The organism is Thermospira aquatica (assembly GCF_023525255.1).
Classification (GTDB): domain Bacteria; phylum Spirochaetota; class Brevinematia; order Brevinematales; family Thermospiraceae; genus Thermospira; species Thermospira aquatica.
Genome location: NZ_CP073355.1, coordinates 773,803 through 795,619, shown reverse-complemented (window position 1 = coordinate 795,619; position 21,817 = coordinate 773,803). Strand labels below are relative to the sequence as shown.

Genomic DNA, 21,817 nt, shown 5'->3' with positions numbered 1-21,817 from the left:
ATTGGAGAAAAAGCCTTTTTTAAAAATTTCCTGGAATCCTTTTGTTGGTGAGGCGGCTTTTTGGTTTTTGTTTATTCTTAATTTTCTTTCATTTTCCAGTCATGCAGCTTTAAATACGCTTCCAGTGTATTTTTCCAGCCTGGGTATAAGTCATGCGTTTGTAGGTTTTTTTATGAATATCCATGGTGCTGTGGTTGTGTTTTTTGTTATGTTTTTCCTTGGTTTTACAGAAGGTATGGGTAAGAAGAGAATGATGTTTTTGTCGTATGGGATTCAGCTGGTTTCGTACGTGTTGATGTTTCTTTTTGCCTGGAATATCCCTCTGTTGGTCATACTTCGAATTTTTTCTTCGTTTTCTTATGCGGTGGGTTTTACCGTGAATGCGGCGTTTGCTTTTGATACGTTGCCTGTTGAAAAACGGGTGGGGGGAATTGCCCTCTTTGGTATTTCGGGAATTCTTTCTCATCCCTTTGCTGCTTTTGTAGGAAAGCATATTCTTGAGGTTTCTCCGAAAGGTATTTTTCTCTTTGGTGCAGCTCTTGTTGTGCTTGCTCTCGGGATACTTTTTTTTGTGGAAGAAAAGCCATGGAAAAAGGAAGAATTTCATGCTCAGGATGTAGGGGATGTGCTTCAAAAGAGGAATCTCTGGTTGTATCTTCTTCTGGCAGGGGTGCTGGGGGGTGCTTTTGGTACACTTTCCACCTTTGTTCCTCAACAAACACTCCAACGGTTAGGCACCTCGTTTTTGGCTACTTACTTTACCTCGTATGCGGTTGTGGCTATTTTGATTCGTGTGCTTTTTTCTTCGTTTCTTGATAGGGTGGAGAAGAACTGGTTGCTTTTGGGAGGTTTTTTTCTTGCGGCAATGGCAATGATAGAGATGGCTATGGTAAGAAATAAGTGGGAGGTTTTTTTCGTTGGTTTTCTGTATGGCATAGCTCATACGATTCTTTATCCTGTTTTGAGTGCGCAGGTGGTAAAAGAAAGTGCTGAAGAAGAAAAATTTGTGACCAATAGCGTTCTCATCGGGAGTTATACGCTGGGAGGTTTTGTGATTTCTTCGGTGTTGGGAATGTTTGGGGATAGACTTCGGACCTCGGCTATTTTTTGGGGTATGGGAATGTTGTGTTTTCTTTCGGCAATGGTAATTCTACTCTCAACAGTGGTCTGGAGATGGAACGTAAGGGGAAAAGAGGCGTAAAAAATTTGAAATTAGAGGGTATTGAGAAAAAAGCTTTTTTGTAATACAATAGAGTAACAACATTTTTAGGAGGCCTCTATGAAATCTTTTTCTCTTGGTGAAGCTTTGAGTTTTGGGTGGATGGCTATAAGAAAAAATTTTGGTTTTCTCTTTTTCTGGACGTTGGTGGGAGTGGTGATGGTCGTTTTTTTCGTATTTCTGCTTGTTTTTAGAAAAGAGATTTCTTTTTTGAATTCGGGCAAAGGGATGTGGGCTAGGAATGGGAATAGTGGTTGCTGCTTTAAGTGCTCTTTGCTGGAAAAAGATATCTCTGCAGTTATGTGATCGGGAAAAACCTTCTCTCAAAGACACTTTTTCTGCTTTTTCTTTTTTTCCTGCGTATGTTACCGCATCAGTTTTTGGGTTTGTCATGGCGATATGGCCATATATTGCTGGGTTACTTTTGGCCTTTTTTCTCGTTGCCCCGGGAGGAGGTGCTATTTTTGACGCTATTCAATACGAGGGAGAGACAATAAGGAAGTTTTTTCTAAATGATTTTCCAGAGGAAGTAATAACAGGTCTGGAAGTGTTTACAGGGGGATCATTAATTTTATTTGGTTTTATGATAGTGATAGGGACATTTATTTATGGAAGTGGCTATTTTGTGGTCAAGTTGCTTGCTTTTACGTTTTTTGCTCATATGATCGTGGATGAGAAAGTAGGTCCGTATAAGGCTCTCAAACGAAGTGAGGAGATAACCAAGGGAGTAAAGGGAAAGCTCTTCTGGTTTCGTGTGATGGCCAGTTTTATAACGCTGGGAGAGATCCTTTTGTTGGGTACGTTGATTTACTTTTGTATGAACTCTTCTTCTGATGTTTTTCGTTTTTTAATGGGAGGAGGAATGTTATTGGTTGGTGCGGCATTTTTTATTACGCATCCTTTGTTGAAGGTAGCGGGGGCGTTTCTCTATCGTGCTCTCAATAAACGAAAGAGAAAGAAAAGAATTCGATATTGGTATGGATGAAAGGGGGAAATTTCTTTTAAGGGCCACCGTGTATACCGGTGGCCTCTTTTTTTAGAGGGCAAAAATCTTTCCGAAGTGTGAGGGAAAACGAGAAAAATTTTTGCCTTTTTGTTGGTGTGTAAGTATACTCAATCAAAAGGATGGTTTGAAAAAGGAGGGAAGTATGAAACGAAAACTTTCTCAGTGGCAGAGGAAGGTGTTCTATGAGGGGGCAACAGAACCGCCATTTCAGAATGAATATTGGGATAATAAACATCCTGGAATTTATGTTGATCCTGTTTCGGGGGAGGTTTTGTTTTCTTCGTTGGATAAGTTTGATTCAGGAACCGGGTGGCCGAGTTTTTCAAAACCTGTTCATCCTGAACTTCTCGAATATGTGGAGGATTTTTCCTATGGAATGCATCGGGTTGAAGTGAGAACAAAACATACCAAGGGACATCTGGGGCATGTGTTTGATGATGGACCTGAACCAACGGGGATGAGGTTTTGTATCAATTCAGCGTCATTGCATTTTATTCCTCTTGAGGATATGGTAGCTGAGGGCTATATGGAGTATCTTTCTCTTTTTTCTCATGTGAAACTTCCGTTTGAGCAGATTATTTTAGCGGCGGGGTGTTTCTGGGGAGTAGAGGCGTATTTTAAGCGCGTCAAAGGGGTGGTGGGTACAAAGGTGGGCTATTCGGGGGGAGATGTGATGTGGCCAACGTATGATGACGTGTGTACAGGAGAAACGGGACATGCCGAGAGTGTTCTGGTGAAGTTTGATCCCACGGTTCTTCCTGTTGAAAAGGTTTTGGGGCATTTTTTCTTTATTCACGATCCAGAAAGTCTCAATAGACAGGGAAATGATGTGGGGACGCAGTATCGTTCGGCTATTTTTTATCTCGATGAGAAGCATGTGCCAGCGATTGAAAAGGCGCTCGAGAAACTCAGAAATCAGGGAAAGCATCCTGTTACGCAGGTGGAGAAAGCAAAAAATTTTTATCCTGCAGAGGAGTACCATCAGGACTATCTTACAAAAAATCCTGGCGGTTACTGTCATGTTAATCTTTCAAGGATGTGGGAGGGGGATTAGAGTTTTTCTCTTCCACAGATATGCCGAAATGGGCACTTTTCACATGTAGAAATATCCTGGGTTTGCTGGAAGGGTGCTTCTGAGAGTATAAGCTGAAGGGCTTTTTTTAGTCCTCTTTCAAAGGGTTTTCGGAGTTTTTCGTAGGAGAGTTTTCCTTCGGATGGGGATTTCGACTCGACGTATTTGAAGTCGCCTTGTTTGAATGCACAAATGGAGAAGAAAAGGTTCTCCGGGGAGAGGGAAGGCAGAAGAGGGGCAGGGTTTTGGGTAAAAAGGTACCCATAAAAAAGGAGCTGGAAGAGTTGACTTCGGGTCTTTTCTTGAAAGAGGCTCGAAAGAACGTATTCTCTTTGTTCGTTGGAAGGAAGGGAAAGGGAGCCCGCTTCCCCTGTTTTATAGTCCATGATGAAAATAGCATTGTTTCTCTGGTCGATACGATCGATCCTTCCTTTGAGTTTTATAGTTGTACCATCGTCGAGGGTACAAGTAGATGCGAGGCTGTATTCTGTTTCCAGAATTTGAAAGGGGGTGATAGTTGTGTGTTTTTCTAATATTTTTTTTGTTTGTTGAGTGATGATGTGTTGAAGAAGGGTAATTTTTCCCTTGAGTGGGCGTTCGGTAAACTGGTTTTTTATAGCCTGCGTGATAAATGATTCTATCTCATTTGTCTGGAGGAGAGAAGCAAGATCCTGCGGAAAGAATATTTTTCCTTTATGGAAAATGTTTTCCATGACTTCATGAATGATATTTCCCTTCGTTTTTGCATCTGGATCTTCTTCTAGATTTTCTGCTTCGGGAATTTCTAGAAGATATTTGTAATAAAACCAGAGAGAGCACTTGAAATACGTGATAAGAGAGGTGGGAGAATATGACATGGAGCGAAGTTTGTCCAGGACGGAAGAGGTTTTGGCATAGGAGGGTTTTGGCCACGATGGGCGAACAAAAGGGTAGGCGTAGGCTATTTCGTGGCAGGTGTTTTTTGGGGATAAATATTCGAAAAGAAGCTGTTCGATGTAACGGCTTTTCTCCTGTTGCTGGTTCTCACCTGCTTCACGGGTGTAAAAGAGAGACACTTTGCGTGCTCGTTTAAGGAGACGGTAAAAATGGTAGGCATAGACATTTTCACTCTCGTGGGGGAGGGGGAGATTATAGGCTTTTTTTATATCAGGGGGAAGAAACGATATGCGTGCCCCGGAGGCAGGTAGAATTCCCTCGTTCATGGAGAGAATGTAAACCTCGTCAAAATCGAGGGCCTGAGTTTCGAGAAATCCCATGATCTGCCATCCTTCAAGAGGTTCACCACTGAAGGCGATGATGGCTTCCTGAAGAACATCCCGAATAATACGACTTGTTGCTTCAAAAGAAAGCTGGAATTTTTTTTCTTCGATGAGTTGACGGATGTTTTCGAGAGATTGAAGGGCGGTATAAATAAACTCGCTATCAAGGGCAAGGTGTTTTTTTCTGTAGGCATCCAGGAGGTTTTTGACAATTGCAAAGAGGGTCAGGATGGTTTCTTTCCCTGTTAGGGAAGGGGCTGTGATCCAGGTCACAAGGGATGAGGGAAAGTTTTCAAAAGGAAGACTTTGTATAAAAAGTCGTGCCAGGTTTTTCTCTCGGATGGTTTTGATAATGGTGTTGATAATCTCGTTTGAGACGAGGAGACGGGTGTACTGGTGATCAAGTATTTCAGAGAGTATTTTACCTGAAATGGTGGGGATTTTGGTTGTTTCGTCGATGATGATACTTTCTCGAAGAGAAAGCAGGTTTTCTATCCAGGAGGCTATCTGTGAAGCACGTAAAGGAAAGCCCATGGTGACATTGACACTTTTGATCTCGGGAGGAATGGCATTGAGGACGGAAAAGAGAAGTTCTTCTCTGGGGAGAATGATGGCTAGGGTGTCTGGTTTTTGGGATAACGTGGAAGGATTCTCTTCTTGAGAAGTTTTTTTGTGCAACTCTTCTCCGAGAAGTTTTACCATAGAGGTTTCGTTGGTGGTAGCAAAGATTTTTATCTCTCGAAGGGAATGATGAGAAAGCAGGTTTTCTTTTTGGGATTCGAGTTCAAGCCCCAGGTGTTTTTCCCAGAAGTTTCGATAGAAATGTCCTGCTTCCTGCAGAGGATTGTCGGTAAAATAGGTGTCGATATCAAGAAAGACCTTTGCCTGACCGTCTTGTCTGGTTTTGAGAAAGATCTTTTCTTCTGCGGGAGAGAGGGCGTGGAATCCTACCCAAAAGACAAGCCCATCTCTAACCAGAGGGTTTGGCGGAAGTGTTTCTGCAGCCAGGCGATAGAAAAGCCCGGGATATCCACGTTTATTTTTCTTGCAACGATCTTGAAATGTTTGGTAAATTTCAGCGAGGTTTTCCCATAACCGGGAAAAGGCTGGGGCAATTGTGGGAGCACCTTTTTCGTAGGCTTCAAGTTTACAGAGGTGGGAAAAGAGTTGAGAGACGTCAACAAGATAGCGATCTATTTCGTTAAAGTCAGCAAGAAGGGTTCGTCCCAGGAAGTAAAAATCTTCAAAGGCTAGTGGGGCGAGTTGTTTTTTTCGGTATGTGGATTCGTAGGCTTCGTAAAGTTCAAAAAGCAGGGGGAGGTTTTCTTCTTTTTCCATACCGGCAAGATTTTTGGCAAGCTCTTCAGAGGAGAAGCATCGGGGAGCTACAAGAGGGATTTGGATACTCTCCCGCATATACTCAAAGAGAAAGGTTCGGGCTCTTTTGTTTGGTACAACAATCAGAGAAGAGGGAAGCACTTCTTTGTATGTAGAGATAAGTTCGTGGGCAACTTTTTTGAGAAACTTTTCATAACTCATAGGGAAACTACCTGAAATATTTTTTGATTGGTGACAAAAAGGATGTAGCCCTCTACATGAGAGTATCCCATGGAGGCAATCGCCCGGCAGTAGGCGTTTAGTTGAGGAGAATAGCGTTTGATAATGGTTTGTTCGTTTTGTTCTTCTGTTTGAAGTCCGGATTTATAGTCAATAATGACAGCGTGGGATCTGTCATTATTGAGAAAGATTTTATCTGGCCTTATAAGTCCCTGGGGAGTGAGGAGGGTTTCCTCGTTGTAGATGCGATAGTTTTCTGTCCATCCTCGGCTGGAGAAGATATGCCATATACCTGAAAGCACCTTGATGAGGTCGGATTTTGCTTCGGGAGTGAGGTTGCCTGGAAGATGAATGGCGTAATTTTCTACTATTTCAGGGATATCTTCCTCTGAAAATACGTGAGAGAGGAGTTCATGAAGAATGATACCTTCTTCACGGTGAATACGCTGGGTTTCGTGAAAGAGAAGATGGATTTCGGCCTCGTGTTGTCGAACACGGAGTTTCTTTTGCCATGATGTTGAGGGGAAAAGCATAATATTTGCGTGAATATTTTTGTTCGAGGTGGATGATGGGGTTTTCTGGGGCCATGATCCTTGTTGATAGGAGAGTGAATAGGCATGAAGAGAAGTGGGTTTTGTTTGTTGACTGAGAAGAAAAAGGATGAGATGTCCAATTTTCTCAGAGAGGGCATTTTTTTCCAGAAAGGTTTCCAGATCTTGTTGAAGACACGTTTCCCATCCCTGGGAGAAGTCCTGGAATTTGCTTTTGTTTTTTATTATCCTGAGGGGAATGTACGCACAGAAAACCTCTTTGGGTCTGGTAAAGGCGACATAGAGGATGTTAATCTCATCAAGCAGACTTAAATCTTTTTCCTCTTCGTAAATAGTCTTAAGTTCAGGAACATACGAGAGATTTTTTTTGTGTTTGTAAAGCCATTTCCATTGCGAGGCATTTTCAGAAAGTTCCGGTAAAGTGTTGAGGGGAAGATTTCCCACTATATCAACATTGGAAGGTTTTTTCTGTGGGAGGATGGGGAAGAGTACAACCGGAAACTCGAGTCCCTTTGCCTTGTGAACGGTAAGGATCCGCACGGCATCCGCGGATTCATCGGGATCAAGGGTAAGATTTTGGGCGAGTTTTTCCCACTCTTCGAGAAAGTCAGCAAGTGATCCTCGAGACTGGAGAGAAAATTCCTGGATAGTGTCTAGGAATTTAGCAAGAAAGATGTATTGGGATTGGAGAGTATGAAGATGGAGACGACGTATCAATTCTTCGGTAAGGTCATACAGAGAAAGGGTGAAAAGAAAAAGGCGATCGTGGATAAGAGAATAAGCTTTCTGGAATACGGGGTGTTCACTGTTTAGCTGATTTTGAAGATCTTCAAGGGAGGAGGAGAGAGAGGAAAAGAGGTTTTCCAGAGAGGTTTGTTCAAGGGGTTGCTCAAAAAGAAACGCAGTAAGTTCAAGAAAGGTGATGAGGTGTTGTTTCTCTGTAGGACGGAGGAGAAGATTCATGCTGGCAATGAGGAGCTGAATAGCTGGAGAGTTGGCAACAAAGAGGGCTTCTCCCGAGATAAAGGGAATATTTTCTTTAAGAAGACCCTCGGCAATAAACGAAGCGTGCTTGTTGGTTCTAACAAGAATGGCAATGTCTTGATACCTGTACCCGGATTCGAGACATTTTTTGATTTTATAAATACACCACTCTTGGGTGAGCTTTTCTTCCTCTGTTTCCGTTTCCTCTTCGATGTCGATGTCATCTTCTTCGATGATAGGTATGGGAGATTCTTCATCAGATGTTATGGGCTCGTTGGATTGAAAGGTAGTTTTTTCAGAAGAAACGAACTCAAAATCAAGGGAAACCATGCCTTCGGATTGGTCTTTGTATTTTTGAGTAATATTGGTGTATGAGGTGAGAAAGAGGGAGGTTGAGGAGGTGGAAGAGGATGAGGTTTTATTTTTGATATAGGTGACAAGAGAAGAAAAAAAGGTATTGACAAATTCGACAATCGTTTTGTAGCTTCGGTAGTTTGTATCCAAAGAGGTGTGCGTGAAGTTGGGAAATTGTCGGCGGACATCCTGAAGCATGATGCGCACATCGCCATTTCTCCAGCGATAGATGGATTGTTTGGGGTCCCCAACAAGGTAGGTGTGACCATTTTGACTGAGGGCTTCTTCAATGAGGGGGAGAAGGTTTTCCCATTGGAGGCGGGAGGTGTCCTGAAATTCATCGATAAAGAAGTACCTATAGGTTTCTCCAAGACGCATGTAGAGATAGGGAATGGCATTTTGTTTGGAGATCTTGTCATGGAGCCGTCGTGTAAACTCTTCGATGGGAATGAGTTGATGGATGCGGATTTTTTTCTGAAGTTCTTTTTGAAAAATATTCATGAGCGTAAGAGAAAAAAGATGATCAATGAGGGCATTATAGGCATAGTAACGAACCATGTCATTGATGCCGTTGTCGGGATGGATGTGGTATTTTTTAAGAAAAGGGGCAACATAGGTTTCAAAAAAGGGGACTATTTTTTTAAGGAGATGGTTTGGGGTCTTTTTATTGGTCCAGGTGTAGAGTCGGGAACTTTCGTGATTGACTTCCTCTATGTTTCCTTTTGCGAGTTTTTCGATGAAAGAGACATTGCCTGCCCCTTTGTAAAGAATGTTTTCTTTTTCTATATTTTCTTGTTGCATTTTTTGGAGGATTTGTCGGGCTTCTTGTTGGATCTGGTTTTGAAGCGCATGGTAGTTTTTTTTGACTTCATGATAAAAAGGGGTTTGGTTTATCTCTTCTAATACAGGAAGAAGAGGGTTGTAGTTTTTTTCCTGATAAATGGTGGTTGCCTGGTTCAGGAGTTGTAGCTCGAGAGATAAAGAGGACTGATGAGAGAGTTGGGTAGTAATGAAGTCCTCAAGAAGCATGGTGATGGTGGTGTCCTGTCCGAATTGTTCGAGGATATCGTTTAAAATGTCTTTGAAAAGGGAGCTTTTGTCTAAGAGGGTTTGGAAAGCGAGAGGAATATCAAGTTCAAAGGCGATGCTACGGGAGAGTTTTTGGATAAAACTATCAATCGTGGTTATGGTAAACCATTGGTAATGGTGGAGGAGAAAGGTAAGAATAGCATAAGCCATCTCGCTAAGATGGGGGTAGTTTTGCCAGAACTCGGGGTAAAGGGTATGGTCTCCTTCGGAAAGTCTTTTGAGAGCGTGGAGGACTCGTTCTTTCATCTCGGCGGCGGCTTTGTTGGTAAAGGTTATAGCTAATGTGGCGCGAAGAGAACGTTCAAGGTTTTCGGGGTGGGAGGGATCATAGGCGTTAAAGAGAACGGCAAGATATTCTTTGACAATAGTGTAGGTCTTTCCTGAACCGGCTGAGGCTTCGTAAAGGGTAAGGGGCATAACGAGAAGTATTGTAGGAAGGGATGAGAAAAATGTCAAGGAGAGAGAATATTTGAAATGGGAAAAGGGGAAAGGGAGATGGTGGTTAGGAATTGCTCTTCCCTTGTTGCAGTAAAAAAACCTTTCACAAACACTCGAAGAACTGAAACAGGGTAAGAGCAGTACGCCTCGATTTCTTCCCTTTCATAAAAAATTCCCCTCTGGATGAAACCTTTTACAAAAAAGGAATCTAAAAAACAAAAGCTCTTACCTTATCACAGTTTTTTCTTTCACATTTCTGCTGCGAAAAAGTAAGAGCAGTTCTCTTTTCCTGCGACAAAGTAATAGCTAACACCCAAATCCCCTTGTCCCTTACTGCAACAAGGGAAGAACAGAAGTTTTTTCATCTTTTACCTCACGAAAAAAACGTTTTCACCATGAATTTTCGAGTTTTTCCTCTCCTTTTCTTTCAAAAGAATGAAAAAAATCCAGAAAGAAAAAAGTAAGACAAAAACCTTCAATTTCCATTTGACAGACTCAGGAAACGTTGTGAGAAAGAAAAAACCAGAACCTACGCCCAGATGGGAAGAATAAGCCCTTCAGCAACAAGCTTTTTCCACGGGAGAAGCTGGCGACGTTTGCCAAGCCTTATTAAAAGCTCTTCAAGCCTGGAAGAAACCCCCTCGATATTAAACCGAAAACAAAACTCATCAAGATAGCGCTGCATGTGCTTTCGACAACCATAGTGATAGACGTCTTCAAGAAGGTTTTTCAACCCATCGTTAATGTGGGAAAGCCAAGGCGTTCTCTTTTCTACGGGCGTGTGGCGGAAAAGCTTGCCAAAAAAGTCTGAAAGCCAATCACTATTCACATCATCCACAAGGTGAATATGAAGTTTAGAAGGATTATCATCTGCATCAATTTCTAAAACCTGCATGGGGGAAAAGTTTTTTCTTTGGCGGCGTTTGATGCCAGAAAGAAAGAAAAAGGTTTTGACAAGCTTTCGGAGGGATTTCGTGTGATGGCGAGTGGTAAGCCGCATAAGGCTTCGTAGCTTCTGAAGAAGAAGCCAGCTTGCCTTGTAGCTAATGTGAAGAAGTTGTGAAAGCTTCACCGCATTTATCCCCCCATCCTGGCAGACAAGAAACATGGCAGAAAGCCAGATTTTTGGCGAAAGGTGACTTTTTCGCATGATGGACTGGCTTTTTAAGGAAAATTGTCTGCCACACTTGGGGCACTGATACACGAGCCGGCACGAGAGAAGATGCGCTTTCTCTTTACACCGTGGGCAAATAGGTCCCTCTGGCCAGAGGGCTTTTTCGAGAATCTGGTAAGATTCTTTTTCTGAGAGTGTGAAAAAATCCTTTTCCATGGTTTTCTCCTTAGAGAAATTTTTTCATACTATATATATCGAAAATTTTTTGTTATAGTTGTTAAAAAAGATGTTTTATATATTTTAAAAGTAAGATCGATGGGGAGATTTTGGGGGTTGAGAAAAATGCTCTTACCTTGTTGCAGTGTGTGGGACAAGAGATTTCCTAAGGTCGGGTAAGAGAAAGTTTTTTCTTTACTGCAACATGGTAAGAGCAAATCTCAAAGTAAGTGAGATTGTAAGAGGGGATATAAAGGCTAAACGTTTAAGCTGGAGTTTTCGACATAAGCTCTTCCCTTTTTGCAGTATTATCGCGAGGTTTACCACTGTGAAAAAGTAATAGCTGGAATTTTTCCCACTGTGATAAGGTAACGGCAAGAGTTTTTTCCTGCAACAAGGGAAGAGCCTACTTAATTTCCATATTTCCACTGCAACACGATAATAGCTTAAACAATACCCTCTTCCGACTGCAACAGGGTAATAGCTAAAAAATTTCCTGCTTCTCAACTGCAATAAAGAAAGAGCTACCGGGGAAAGACCAACTGCGATAAGGGAATAAATTTTCTCGTTTTGACTGTGAAAAGGTAAGAGCATTGCTGTTTTCCACTGCAACAAGGGAATAACTTTCGGGTTTCACGCATTAACTGCAATATGGTAATAGCTGGAGTTTTTTGTACTGCGATAAGGTAATAGCAACAAGCGTCCCTTCTTACACTGCAACAAGGAAACAGCAAAAATTGTGACAAATGCCCACCCCTTTCGTCAAATAAAAAAGTACTCGAAATTCGAATCATTGCCTCATAAAAAAAAAGTACTCAAAAATTCCATACAGTTTCCTCCAAATTTTTGTTTTTTACATTCTTTTTCTTTTGAAGGCTGAAAAGTTTTCTCTGGCAAGCTGTAATTTTTTGTCTTAGGTGAAACAAATCGAGAGCCTTATAAAGCCTTGTTAGGCGTTCCTTTTGTGCCTCACTTACATAAGAGCTTTCTAAAAGCCGCTGGTAGGGAGTTTTAATATCATCATGCTTCTTTGCACCTTGCTTCCGATTCTCTTTTTCTCTGTCATTTTCATAACGGTTGAAAAAGTTGGCATAAAGCCTGAGATACGCATAGAGTCGGTTCAAGTAGTAGACTTCTTCCTCGGTATCGTAGCGGAAGTATCCAACATTCTGGCGGACTATGGAATAGTTTTTCTGCTCAACGTAGCAGTTATCATTGGAACGGGAGCTTCTACCCCTTGTAATTTTATCTGGTGCTTCTCACACCAATCACGCAGAGGATGATTAATAAATTCAGCACCGCATCAGAATCAATTCCCCGTAAATCAAAAGGAAGTCTTCCTTTGACTTTTTCTATGGCTTCTCTTACCCATTTTGAAGCTTTGTTTTTGATTGCCACAAGTTCTGTCCAACCGCTCCAAACATCCACCATATTTAATGTTTGAGCAAAATCTCCCCGGGCCATTTCTCCTCATGGCTACCAGATCAATCTCCATGAACCCAGGGCAATTTTCATCCCACTCTGCCCACGTGCGTATAGCTATTTGTTGCTTTTAATAGTGCTCCAGGCTTTGTACCTTTTCGTCCTTTTATCTCAAGCTTTTACGCTCATGCTTCAAAAGTCGGTCAATACTTGAAGCACTTATATGGCGCAAGTTTCTATAGCCTGTGGAGAACCGTTGAGATGTCCGTTTGTTAAGAGATTATCCTAAACTTCATTTAAAATTGGCTTTTAAACGTTTGCCACACATGTAGTTTTCAATTTCCCAGACCTTTTTTAGAAGTTTTAGTTCCTCTTCGCCGAATTTTTTCTTTCTGCCAGGTCTTTTGCCCTTCTTGGCTATGTCGGCTTTAAGGTAATTTTTCTTGCCTACATAGATGGTTTTTCCGTGCTGCCTCAAGAGCCTGGCGGCATAGTTTCGATTTTTTAGGCCTGTTATCCTCACAAAATAATCCAGTATCTCCATTTTCTCCTTTTTGCTGGCTTTTTGATACTCTGCTTCGACAAGCTCAGCATATCATTTCGCCGTTTCCCTGTAAATAGGTCTCCTTTCAAACATCGCTAATTCCACCTTTTACCTCCAGTTCTTTGAACTGGATTATTTTACACAAATTTAAAGTACTTTTTTATTTTGAAGCAACGTTCCCTTTTCGAGTACTTTTATTATGAAGCAATTCGGCCTATTGACAAAAATTTCCAACTGGTGGTATAATACATTCGAAAAAGTTATAAAACAAAGCTCCAACATAAAAAATGGGGAGGTATCTATGAAGTGGAAAGAGTATGAAGAAGCCTTGAAGAAGGGTGTGAGAAAGGCAGTATTCACCGGTGGGATGGTGGTGTTGGGGTGTCTTCCTCCTCTCTATGGTTACGAGTGGTATCGTAATAGTTATCTTTCCAGTTCCCTTCCTCCGCGAGGCTCGTTCGTCGAGCCGGGCCAGAGTGTTTTAGGTATGTATCATCAGATGTCGTTCCTTCAGAGCTCGGGAGGGAGTGTGACGAGGACTCTGTGGGAGGCAGAGATGGGAGCAAAGCGTTCCCTTGTTCAGGCGATAGGGTACAACGAGCTCAAGCGGATTGAAGGGCATGAGGATCCTGTTGAGGTGAGGAGGCTTGCGAGGGGCAAGAGGCTTACTGTGCAGGATGTTGTTGAAGCGGTGAAGTCTATGTTTACTCGAGAGGAAAAAGCTCGTACTCTTACCCGTGTTCAGGCAGAGATTGAAACCGAGAAGAAGGAAGAGTCTCCTTTTGAGAAGTTTCCGTGGAAGGAGCCACTTCCTATGAGTCCCTATAGTCCGCTGGCAGGTTTTGTGCTTGTCGTGGAGAAGGAGGGGCGTCAGCAGAGTCGAAAAAAGGAATGTGAGAAGCTCAGCCGGCAGGAGAGAGAGCTTCTTTCTCGCCGGGAGGAAGCAGAAAAGAGGCTTAGTCAGGCGATAGAGGACTATGAGCAGAAGCTTCTTATTGAGGGGCAGAGGCTTGAAGCGTATGAGGAAGCGAGGGCCAAGCGCGAAGCCCTTGAGCTCAGGCTTACCGATCCTACTTTAAGTGAAAAGGAGAAAGAGGCACTGCAGGCGGAGCTTGAGAGAGCGAGACAGCTGGAAGAGAGTGCACGTCAGGCTTATGAGCGGGCAAAGGGGGAGAGAGAAGAGGCTGAGCGGGAGAAGAACGAGCTTGAGGCAGAGATACGGGAGATAAACGAGATGCTTGGGTCTCTTGAGCAGAGGCGGGCGGAGCTGGCGGCTGAGGATTTTCGGGAGGCTCTGGAGATGCTTCAGGAGGGGGAGGACAGTGAAGGGAGGAGAAACTCCCAGGGGGAGGGTGGTTCTTCCTCTTCGGCGGCAAGCAGTTCCTCGAGTTCGCAAAGTAGCAGCAGTTCTTCATCCTCTTCGTCGTCCTCGTCAGGTGGGAATTCTTCAGGGCAAAACAACCCGTTAGGGGGCATTATGAATGCGATTGGAAGCGCCTTGAATGCCATTGGAAGCGCTGTTAGTAATGTAGTTCAGGCGGCGAGCACAGCGGCGGCGTTTGTTTCCCAGCAGGTATCGAATGCTGTTTCGAGTATGTTTGGTGGTGGAAACAGTCGCCCCTCAGGAGGAGGTGGTCGTTCCCGACATGTGAATAGCGAAGTCTACAACAACGCATGGAAAAAGGCGCGCAAGCAGTGGGAAAAGGATGGTGGCAAGAAGCCGATAAGCGAGTATGGGGAGAAGTTAATAAAACAGGAAGAATATGAGAAGAGAATGAAGAGGGCGGTGGAGCTCTATAATGAGGCGAAGAAGGAAGATCCTTCCTTTTCGGGGAGCCTTGACCAGTTTAGTGCTCAGGTAGGGTGGGAGATGGCGATTGAGAATAGGCTTGACAGGGTCTATTACGAGGCCAAGCGAGGGAAGCCTGGTGCGAGAGAAGAGTATGAAGAGGTATTAAGAGAGGCGATGGAAGAGGCAGGTAATTCCTACCTTCAGGGAAGAGTGGGACAGATAGCCCAAGGGATACAGAAGAGGGATGCCGAGCAAACGGCGGAGGCAGTAACGGCAGTAGAGTCTGCTCCAAAGAAGATAATAGAAAAGAAGGTAGCTAAACTTATCGAAGCAGGTAAACTCCACCAGATGTTAAAGCAGGGACAAATATTTTTGGGAGAGAAGGAGGACTGGAGTAAACTTTCTGGCAAAGAGCTTGCTGAGTTTGCCAGTAAGCAACTGAAGAAAATAATAGACAAAGCGATGGGGATGTATGGTGGGGAGGAGGTTATTAAGGAAGTTTCCTCGACGCGTGAGTTTATAGAGATGTTTACCAACAAGGTGGTGAGAGCTGCTGAGAGTGGGAATATTAGCGAAACGAGTCTCTATGATAAGAATGGGAAACTTACGGATGTTGCTAAAGAGTATGAATACTTCATCCAACTCCAGGGTTATAACCTGGCGAAGGAAAGGTTTAGTGCAGATAAAGAAAAGTTGGGAGAGATAGAGAAACAACTAAAAGAACTACAAGGAAATACACAATCAACGGGCACGAAGGGAGGTAGCAGCAACCAAAGCAAGATTCAAAAGCAGATCCAGGATCTTAACAACAAAAAGAAAGAGATACTGGATCGTTGGGGTGGAGAGAACTTCCTTGTAGACAAGAATGGTTTTCAAAAGGTATGGAACGAGCGTCTTAAAGAGAATTATACTATTGAAGGATTGACTCGTGGAGTTTCATTTGTTACTATTCACGAGGAAGGCATGGGGAAAGGAACGAAACTGACAAATGGGGATATTTACAATGATAGGATTACAGTTATCAAAAATGGAAAGATTATTGAGTTTACACGGGCAAATGTAGACCCTACCAAGTACGACCCTTCTGACCCAAATAATAAGAAAAAACAAAGAACAGGCTTCAGGACAGCACAACCGGGAGTGTATGAGTCAGAAACCCACAAAAGACCAGGTGAAGATAGAGAGGGGACACTAAGGGAGTTTTCTATCCACCTTGGTTATAAGAATGGTGTTCTGATGGACAAAAAGAATAGTCAGGGAGATCAGAGAGGGTGGGATATTCTTATCCATGCAGGCGGAACAAAGACCGATAAATCCCAGTGGAACTGGTCTCACGGCTGTCAGACCATTTACAGGGACGACTTTGAAGAATTCGCCGAGCTGTTTGGCGGGAAAAAGTCAGAGGATAAGTGGGCATTTGCTCAAGATGTGTATGGTAAAGAAGGGCGCAGTTTCATAGTAACCCAATAAAAGGAGGAAGAATATGAAACGGTTTCTTGTGATAGTATGGTTCATCTTGGGGATGACGGTAGCGTATGGGCAGATACGCCTAGATGGAACGAATAGAGAGAATGCCTGGCAGGCGGTGGTACCCCCCTATTTTCCTTATCTGGCGTTAGACAAAAACCTCTCTACCTGTGTAGCTGTAAACACCAACTACACAACGAGTGATGTCCCTCCTTATTTTCGAATAGTATTTAGAGAACCCTTTTTTATTGACACTATAGTGATTTACAATGGGTATCAAAAGAATACAAATGTGTACCTGGCTAACAACAGGGTAAAAAACATTGGTATAACAGGAGCTTTCTATGTAGAAAAGGAGGGAGAAAATGAGGATGAATATGTGATCAAGGAAGAAGTGTTTCCATTAAAAGATGAGTGGGGACCTCAAGAAATAAAGTTGGGAAGAGCTGTAAAGATTCAGTGGCTCTTTTTTGAAGTGCTCTCTACCTATCCTGGAACCCGATATGATGATACGTGTATAAGTGAGATAGAATTCTTTTACCAGGGTAAAAAATACGATGTAGTTGTTCTCGAAGAGGATAAGAAGAATTTTCTCGAGGTGTACAAAGATCGTTTTCTTGCCCGAATCCCTGCCTACGTGCCCCATTTTATTTGGTATGATCCCAGCAGTCGGTTTGCCGGGAGTCTCAAGAAGATGGGGATCACCCATGATGTGGATATCATTGAGTTTGATATGACGGATGGTGGGATCTACGTCTACCGCAAGACAAGAAACGACTACAGTGGGGAGGATTTCACGATACGGGACCCCAAAACAGGCAGAGTAAAGATGAATAGAGCCGTAGCGAAGAAGATAGGTGAATGGAAGCTTTCAGAGTTTTCTGAACTCATGGTGAAGCCTCTGGGGGGGAAACAGTGGGAGAAAACGACCGATTTCAGGCACTTTTCTGGTACCTTTCTGGAGGGTATTTCTCACGAAGAGGATGGGATGGACGAGATACTGGAAATGGGTCATCCAGGGCATTGATGATGAGGCACAAAAAGAGATAAGACCATAAAATATATAAAAAATGGAGGAAAAGATGAAGAGATGTATCGCATGGGTAAGTATGGTGTTGTTTGTGTTGGTGACGATGGGGTGTAAGGAGAGCCTGACACGGGAGACCTTTTTGAAACAAGAGGCTGGTGGTCCCTGGGGCTATCTTTATGGGACGCGTGAGCTTATCAGGGAAAACACCTCGTTTAATCTCATGATGAATCTCCAGATTGTTCCGCTTTCGGAAAACGGCGAAAAGCCTTTTTCAATTGGAGCAACCTCATCGACGAAGGGATACTATTTCTATCGGGTGAAACCAGGGACGTACGCTATCGATGAATGGGGTGTGAGTGGGGGAGATAGCGGGGCTCGGTCTTTCCCTGTTGGTTACGAGTTTGAGGTGAAGGAGAATACGATCACCTATCTTGGCTATGTCCGATTTCATCAAAGTGGTTATACCAAGGATGATTCTTACTGGATAACCTACGACATCGTTTCGACTGACACGATGAAAGAGGATCTGGATATGTTGTATCGGGATATTCCCGAGGCAAAGGATCTCAAGGTGGTAAACGCAGCCTGGAAGTTTAAACTCGAAGATTAGGTATCATTTCCCTCTCCCGGGAGATTAAGCCGGGAGAGGGGGAAAATTTTAAAAAGAGGGGGCAATCAAATTGTTCCAGGAAAAGTACTTTCCCTTCTGACAATCAATATCACCACCGTGGGAGGATTACTTCCTCTTTTCTGGGTTTCAGGAGAGGCTCGTTCTCTGTGGTTACCCCTTGCTCTTACTCTTATGTTTGGGGTATTCTCTTCTCTTGTGTTTCAACTCGTATTTTCTCCTCTCTTTTTTCACACAAAGGAAAGGATTTTCTTACATATTGTTAGAAAGACTATGAAGAAGGTACTTCTCTTAAAATAGCATAGGGAGGGAGTTTTTCTCCCAAAAGAATGAATTCCTGGTTGGGTTGGATGAGCAGAGTTTCTTTGCCATCGAGAAGGAAGGTTTTCTTTTCAAGGAGGATATTCTTTACTTGGGGAAGGATGGCCTCAATCATCATCGTGTTTCGGATCTGATTCATGGATTGGCAGAGACTTCCTTCGGGCAGTGTTTCTTTTACATAAGCGAGAAAGGTATACTCTCGGAGGTAATGAGGATTGGTAACCTGAAGAGACTCATTGTGAGGGAAGTAAAAGCCTGTAGTGTATTCCCGGTGGCTTACTTTTTCAAGTTCGGCAAGAACCTCTAAGGAAGGTGTGCCGCCCTGCAAAAAGGTATCGATCACATGACGATAGACTCGAGTAACATTGGCTACATAGTAGATTGATTTCATTCTTCCTTCGATTTTGAAACTGTTAATACCTGCTTTCATGAGTTTGTGAAGATGGGAAGCAAGGTTGAGATCCTTTGAGGAAAGGATGGCTGTGCCATGTTCAGTTTCTTCGAAGGGGATCATCTGGTTTTGTCGACTTTTTTCTACCAGGTAGTATTCCCAGCGACAGCTCTGGGCACAATCCCCCAGGTTGGCGTCTCGTGTACGAATGGTTTTTCCTGGCGAGAATTTTTCTCCAGCCCGATAGATGCTTGGATTGGTAAAATAGTTTGAGAGGAGGCATCGCCCTGAATAGGCTACACACATAGCGCCATGGACAAAGCTTTCGAGTTCGATGGTGACGGCATCTCTAATCTCTCGAATCTCATCAAGAGAGAGTTCTCGAGCCAGGATAACGCGAGTTACCCCAAGTTTTTCGTAAAAGCGACAGCTTTCTACATTCGTCGTATTGGCCTGGGTACTCACATGGATAGGAATTTCTGGATATTTTTCTCTTAACCAGGCTATCATTCCGAGATCAGAAACGATCAGTCCATCTACACCAAGAGGCGCAATCTCTTTGATAAAATCCTGAAAGGGCTTTATATGACGGTTATGGAAAAAAATATTAGTGGTAAGGTAGAGGCGTTTTCCAAGACTATGGGCATACTTTACAGCCTCGGCAAGTTCTTCAACGGTAAAATTGGCTGCCTGTTCACGGAGGGAAAAGGCTTTTGCTCCTGCGTAAACAGCGTCTGCCCCATACGTGAAAGCAAATCGCATCTTTTCGATGCTGCCAGCTGGAGAAAGGAGTTCGTATGTCATCTTACAATAACCCGAGCTCCTGAAGTGTTTTGACGCTACAAAACTCTCCACACATGCTACAGTAGATGTCTTTAACCCCCGATATACTTCGACGTTGTTTTGCGAGCTCAGGATCAAGACAGAGAGAAAACATTTTTTCCCAATCCAAAGCTTTGCGAGCCCGGGACATTTCATCGTCGATTTTTCGGAAACGGGCAGGATTTTTTACCATGTCAGCTGTATGCGCAGCAATTCGAGAGGCAATAATCCCTTGTTTTACGTCATCAAGGTCAGGGAGGGAAAGGTGTTCAGCAGGTGTGACATAGCAGAGAAAATCTGCACCAGCAGCCCCCGCTACGGCACCCCCTATCGCCGCTGCGATATGGTCATAGCCTGCAGCGATATCCGTGACAAGAGGCCCCAGAATATAGAAAGGGGCACGGTTACAGAGGCTTTTTTGCATCTGGATGTTGGAAACAACCTGGTCGAGGGGAACATGTCCTGGACCCTCGATCATCACCTGGACACCAGCTTCTCGTGCTCTTGAGGCGAGTTCTCCAAGGGTGATAAGCTCTTCTATTTGGGCCCTGTCGCTAGCATCGGCAGTGGCACCAGGGCGCATCCCATCTCCCAGACTAATGGTCATGTCATATTCTTTAGCTACCTCGAGGATGGCATCAAAATGCTCATAGAGGAGGTTTTCCCGCTGATTTTTTTCCATCCAGGCACAAAGCATCGAACCACCCCGGCTTACAACATCGAGAATTCGTTTTTTTTCTTTGATGTATTGCCAGGTTTTTTGGGTGATGCCAGCATGAATGGTAACAAAATCCACTCCCTCCTCTCCCTGTTGGCGAAGGACAGAGAGGAAATGATCGATGGTCATTTCTTCCAGGTGTTTTGCATTACGGGCAAGTTCAAACCCAACTTGATAAATGGGAACGGTTCCTACAGGAAGTCTTGTGGAGGCAAGGATCTTTTTTCGTACTTCGTTGAGAATACCACCAAGGCTTAAGTCCATCACGGTGTCTGCTCCGTACTTCTCACACACGGCGAGCTTGTCAAGTTCCCATTTCAGATCCATTTTTTCCGGAGAACTTCCGATATTGGCGTTGATTTTGGTGCGCATTTTTGTGCCGACGGCGGTGGGGATAGTATCTCTTTTTGTGTTTTTAAGGATAACCACCTCTCCTTTAGCTACAAGTTCTTTTATCTCTTCGGGAGAAAGTTCCTCCACACGGGCTATTTCGACCATCTCTGGCGTAATGAGATTTTTTTTGGCGTATTCTAGCTGGGTCATAGAGCCTCCTTTTCAGAAAATCGGTGATGAGGTAGGGGACCATGTCCCTTACCATAGGTTTCTTGCTGGGTTTTTTGGATGAGAAAGGCCACGTAGTCAATCGCTTTCACAAGCGCATTTTCAAGGTTTTCGTGTCGTGCGAGGTAGGCGGTTATCGCTGAGGCGAGGGTGCATCCCGTTCCATGGGTGTTTTGGGTTTTTATATAGGGATGATACACTTTTTTTGTGTGGATAGTGGTGCCCTCTCTCCAGAGAAGGATGTCCTCTACCTGATTTCCTACAGGACTGCGGTGTCCACCCTTGACTACGAGTGCCTGAAGATTCGGATAAGCTTGAAAAAGTCTTTTTCCACTTTCCTCTGCATTTTCGGGGATAAACACATCTCCAAGAAGTTCTGCAAGCTCAGGATAGTTAGGAGTAAGAACACGTGCCCGCGATATAAGTTCTTCTTTTAAGGTGGTAATAGCCTCTTTTTCAAGAAGGGGATAGCCAGATTTTGCATACATCACAGGATCGCAGACGAGAAAGGTGTCCTGAGGCAGGTTGTCTGCAACGGTTGTGATAACCTCTGCATTGGCGAGCATGCCTGTTTTGATGAATCGGATAGGAATATCCTCAAGTACACGCTGAATTTGGAGGGCGATAAAAGCTGGATCCACCACAATACTTCCAAAAACTCCCTGGGTGTTTTGGGCTGTGAGTGCTGTGATCACAGCAGCCCCATACACTCCAAGGGTGGTAAACGTCTTGAGATCCGCCTGGATGCCAGCGCCACCAGAGGGATCGGATCCGGCTATGGTCATCACGGGTTGATTCATTCTACCCTCCTTTGAAGCCATTGACGTTTCCAACCATATATAAAAAGTAAAAACGGTCCTGTAGCAGAAATAAGAAGCCACACGATAATTCCCTGGAAATCCAAGCCCAGCCAGAGACTTATAAAAATTTGCCAGAAAATGCAGAGAAATATCCAGAATCTCCAGAATATCCTACTAAAAAACTCTCTTTTGAGAACGAGGCCGATCATGCCAAGCCACGAGATACCATCAACCATTATCTCCATCCCCCAGAGAAGCCAGCGGTAGCCTATGACAGACACAGCAAGCTGATGGATTGTGTCTTCGTCTTGTGGGGAAACAAACCTCTCTCCCAGAAGATACTGATAGGTTGCTATTTGAAAAGGAGAAAACAGGGGATAGCCTATCCATGGACCCAGCGCAAGCAGTCGAAACAGAAAGATAAATCCAAAAATAATAGCGTAAAGGCGGATGTTGCCCATA

16 protein-coding genes are annotated in these 21,817 nt (G+C 43.6%); 6 read left to right on the top strand and 10 right to left on the bottom strand.

Annotated features, from left to right (window positions below):
* The first annotated feature begins 1 nt into the window (after position 1).
* The 3 genes from KDW03_RS03790 (at position 2) to KDW03_RS03780 (ending at position 3,279) form a co-directional block, all read left to right on the top strand.
* Complete coding sequence (locus KDW03_RS03790) at positions 2–1,201, top strand: MFS transporter (protein WP_271436069.1); 1,200 nt, start codon at positions 2–4, stop codon at positions 1,199–1,201.
* Positions 1,202–1,460: 259 nt separating this feature from the next.
* Entirely contained in the window at positions 1,461–2,204 is a 744-nt protein-coding gene (locus KDW03_RS03785; protein ID WP_271436068.1) for a DUF975 family protein, read from the top strand.
* 163 nt (positions 2,205–2,367) lie between these two features.
* Entirely contained in the window at positions 2,368–3,279 is a 912-nt protein-coding gene (locus tag KDW03_RS03780; RefSeq protein WP_271436067.1) for a bifunctional methionine sulfoxide reductase B/A protein, read from the top strand.
* Here the strand turns inward: KDW03_RS03780 and KDW03_RS03775 are convergent.
* From KDW03_RS03775 to KDW03_RS03750, 6 genes are all read right to left on the bottom strand, one after another.
* A complete protein-coding gene (locus tag KDW03_RS03775) occupies positions 3,276–6,095 on the bottom strand; it encodes a PD-(D/E)XK nuclease family protein (protein ID WP_271436066.1) in 2,820 nt (939 codons plus the stop codon). The two genes, KDW03_RS03780 and KDW03_RS03775, sit on opposite strands and share 4 nt — an antisense overlap.
* A complete protein-coding gene (locus KDW03_RS03770; RefSeq protein ID WP_271436065.1) occupies positions 6,092–9,508 on the bottom strand; it encodes a UvrD-helicase domain-containing protein in 3,417 nt (1,138 codons plus the stop codon). The genes KDW03_RS03775 and KDW03_RS03770 overlap by 4 nt, the downstream gene beginning before the upstream one ends.
* Positions 9,509–10,058: 550 nt before the next feature.
* A complete protein-coding gene (locus KDW03_RS03765) occupies positions 10,059–10,859 on the bottom strand; it encodes an IS1595 family transposase (protein WP_271436064.1) in 801 nt (266 codons plus the stop codon).
* Between the two features lie 815 nt (positions 10,860–11,674).
* Positions 11,675–11,983: a hypothetical protein gene (locus KDW03_RS03760; RefSeq protein WP_271434704.1), complete on the bottom strand. Its 309-nt coding sequence runs from the start codon at positions 11,981–11,983 to the stop codon at positions 11,675–11,677.
* A gap of 121 nt (positions 11,984–12,104) precedes the next feature.
* On the bottom strand, positions 12,105–12,323 hold the full coding sequence (locus tag KDW03_RS03755; RefSeq protein WP_271436063.1) for a hypothetical protein: 219 nt from the start codon (positions 12,321–12,323) through the stop codon (positions 12,105–12,107).
* A gap of 250 nt (positions 12,324–12,573) precedes the next feature.
* Complete coding sequence (locus KDW03_RS03750) at positions 12,574–12,825, bottom strand: hypothetical protein (protein ID WP_271436062.1); 252 nt, start codon at positions 12,823–12,825, stop codon at positions 12,574–12,576.
* A 301-nt stretch (positions 12,826–13,126) separates the two neighbouring features.
* Between KDW03_RS03750 and KDW03_RS03745 the strand changes: the two genes are divergently transcribed.
* From KDW03_RS03745 to KDW03_RS03735, 3 genes are read left to right on the top strand one after another with little or no spacing between them, the layout of a single operon-like run.
* On the top strand, positions 13,127–16,087 hold the full coding sequence (locus KDW03_RS03745; RefSeq protein ID WP_271436061.1) for a hypothetical protein: 2,961 nt from the start codon (positions 13,127–13,129) through the stop codon (positions 16,085–16,087).
* A 13-nt stretch (positions 16,088–16,100) separates the two neighbouring features.
* Positions 16,101–17,111, top strand: coding sequence for an NADase-type glycan-binding domain-containing protein (locus KDW03_RS03740; RefSeq protein ID WP_271436060.1), 1,011 nt, complete (start codon positions 16,101–16,103; stop codon positions 17,109–17,111).
* 55 nt (positions 17,112–17,166) lie between these two features.
* Positions 17,167–17,724 carry a hypothetical protein gene (locus KDW03_RS03735; protein ID WP_271435386.1) on the top strand — a complete coding sequence of 186 codons (558 nt, stop codon included), beginning with the start codon at positions 17,167–17,169 and terminating at the stop codon, positions 17,722–17,724.
* Positions 17,725–18,013: 289 nt separating this feature from the next.
* Here KDW03_RS03735 and KDW03_RS03730 read toward each other — a convergent pair whose 3' ends face one another.
* From KDW03_RS03730 to KDW03_RS03715, 4 genes are read right to left on the bottom strand one after another with little or no spacing between them, the layout of a single operon-like run.
* The gene (locus KDW03_RS03730; RefSeq protein WP_271436059.1) at positions 18,014–19,258 is read right to left on the bottom strand and encodes a peptidase U32 family protein; all 1,245 of its coding nucleotides are present in this window, start codon (positions 19,256–19,258) and stop codon (positions 18,014–18,016) included.
* 1 nt (position 19,259) lies between these two features.
* On the bottom strand, positions 19,260–20,537 hold the full coding sequence (gene thiC / locus KDW03_RS03725) for a phosphomethylpyrimidine synthase ThiC (RefSeq protein ID WP_271436058.1): 1,278 nt from the start codon (positions 20,535–20,537) through the stop codon (positions 19,260–19,262).
* Complete coding sequence (gene thiD / locus KDW03_RS03720) at positions 20,534–21,355, bottom strand: bifunctional hydroxymethylpyrimidine kinase/phosphomethylpyrimidine kinase (RefSeq protein WP_271436057.1); 822 nt, start codon at positions 21,353–21,355, stop codon at positions 20,534–20,536. Before thiD ends, thiC begins: the two co-directional genes overlap by 4 nt.
* Positions 21,352–21,816, bottom strand: a complete 465-nt coding sequence (locus KDW03_RS03715) for a hypothetical protein (protein ID WP_271436056.1) — start codon at positions 21,814–21,816, stop codon at positions 21,352–21,354. The genes thiD and KDW03_RS03715 overlap by 4 nt, the downstream gene beginning before the upstream one ends.
* Position 21,817 lies beyond the last annotated feature (1 nt).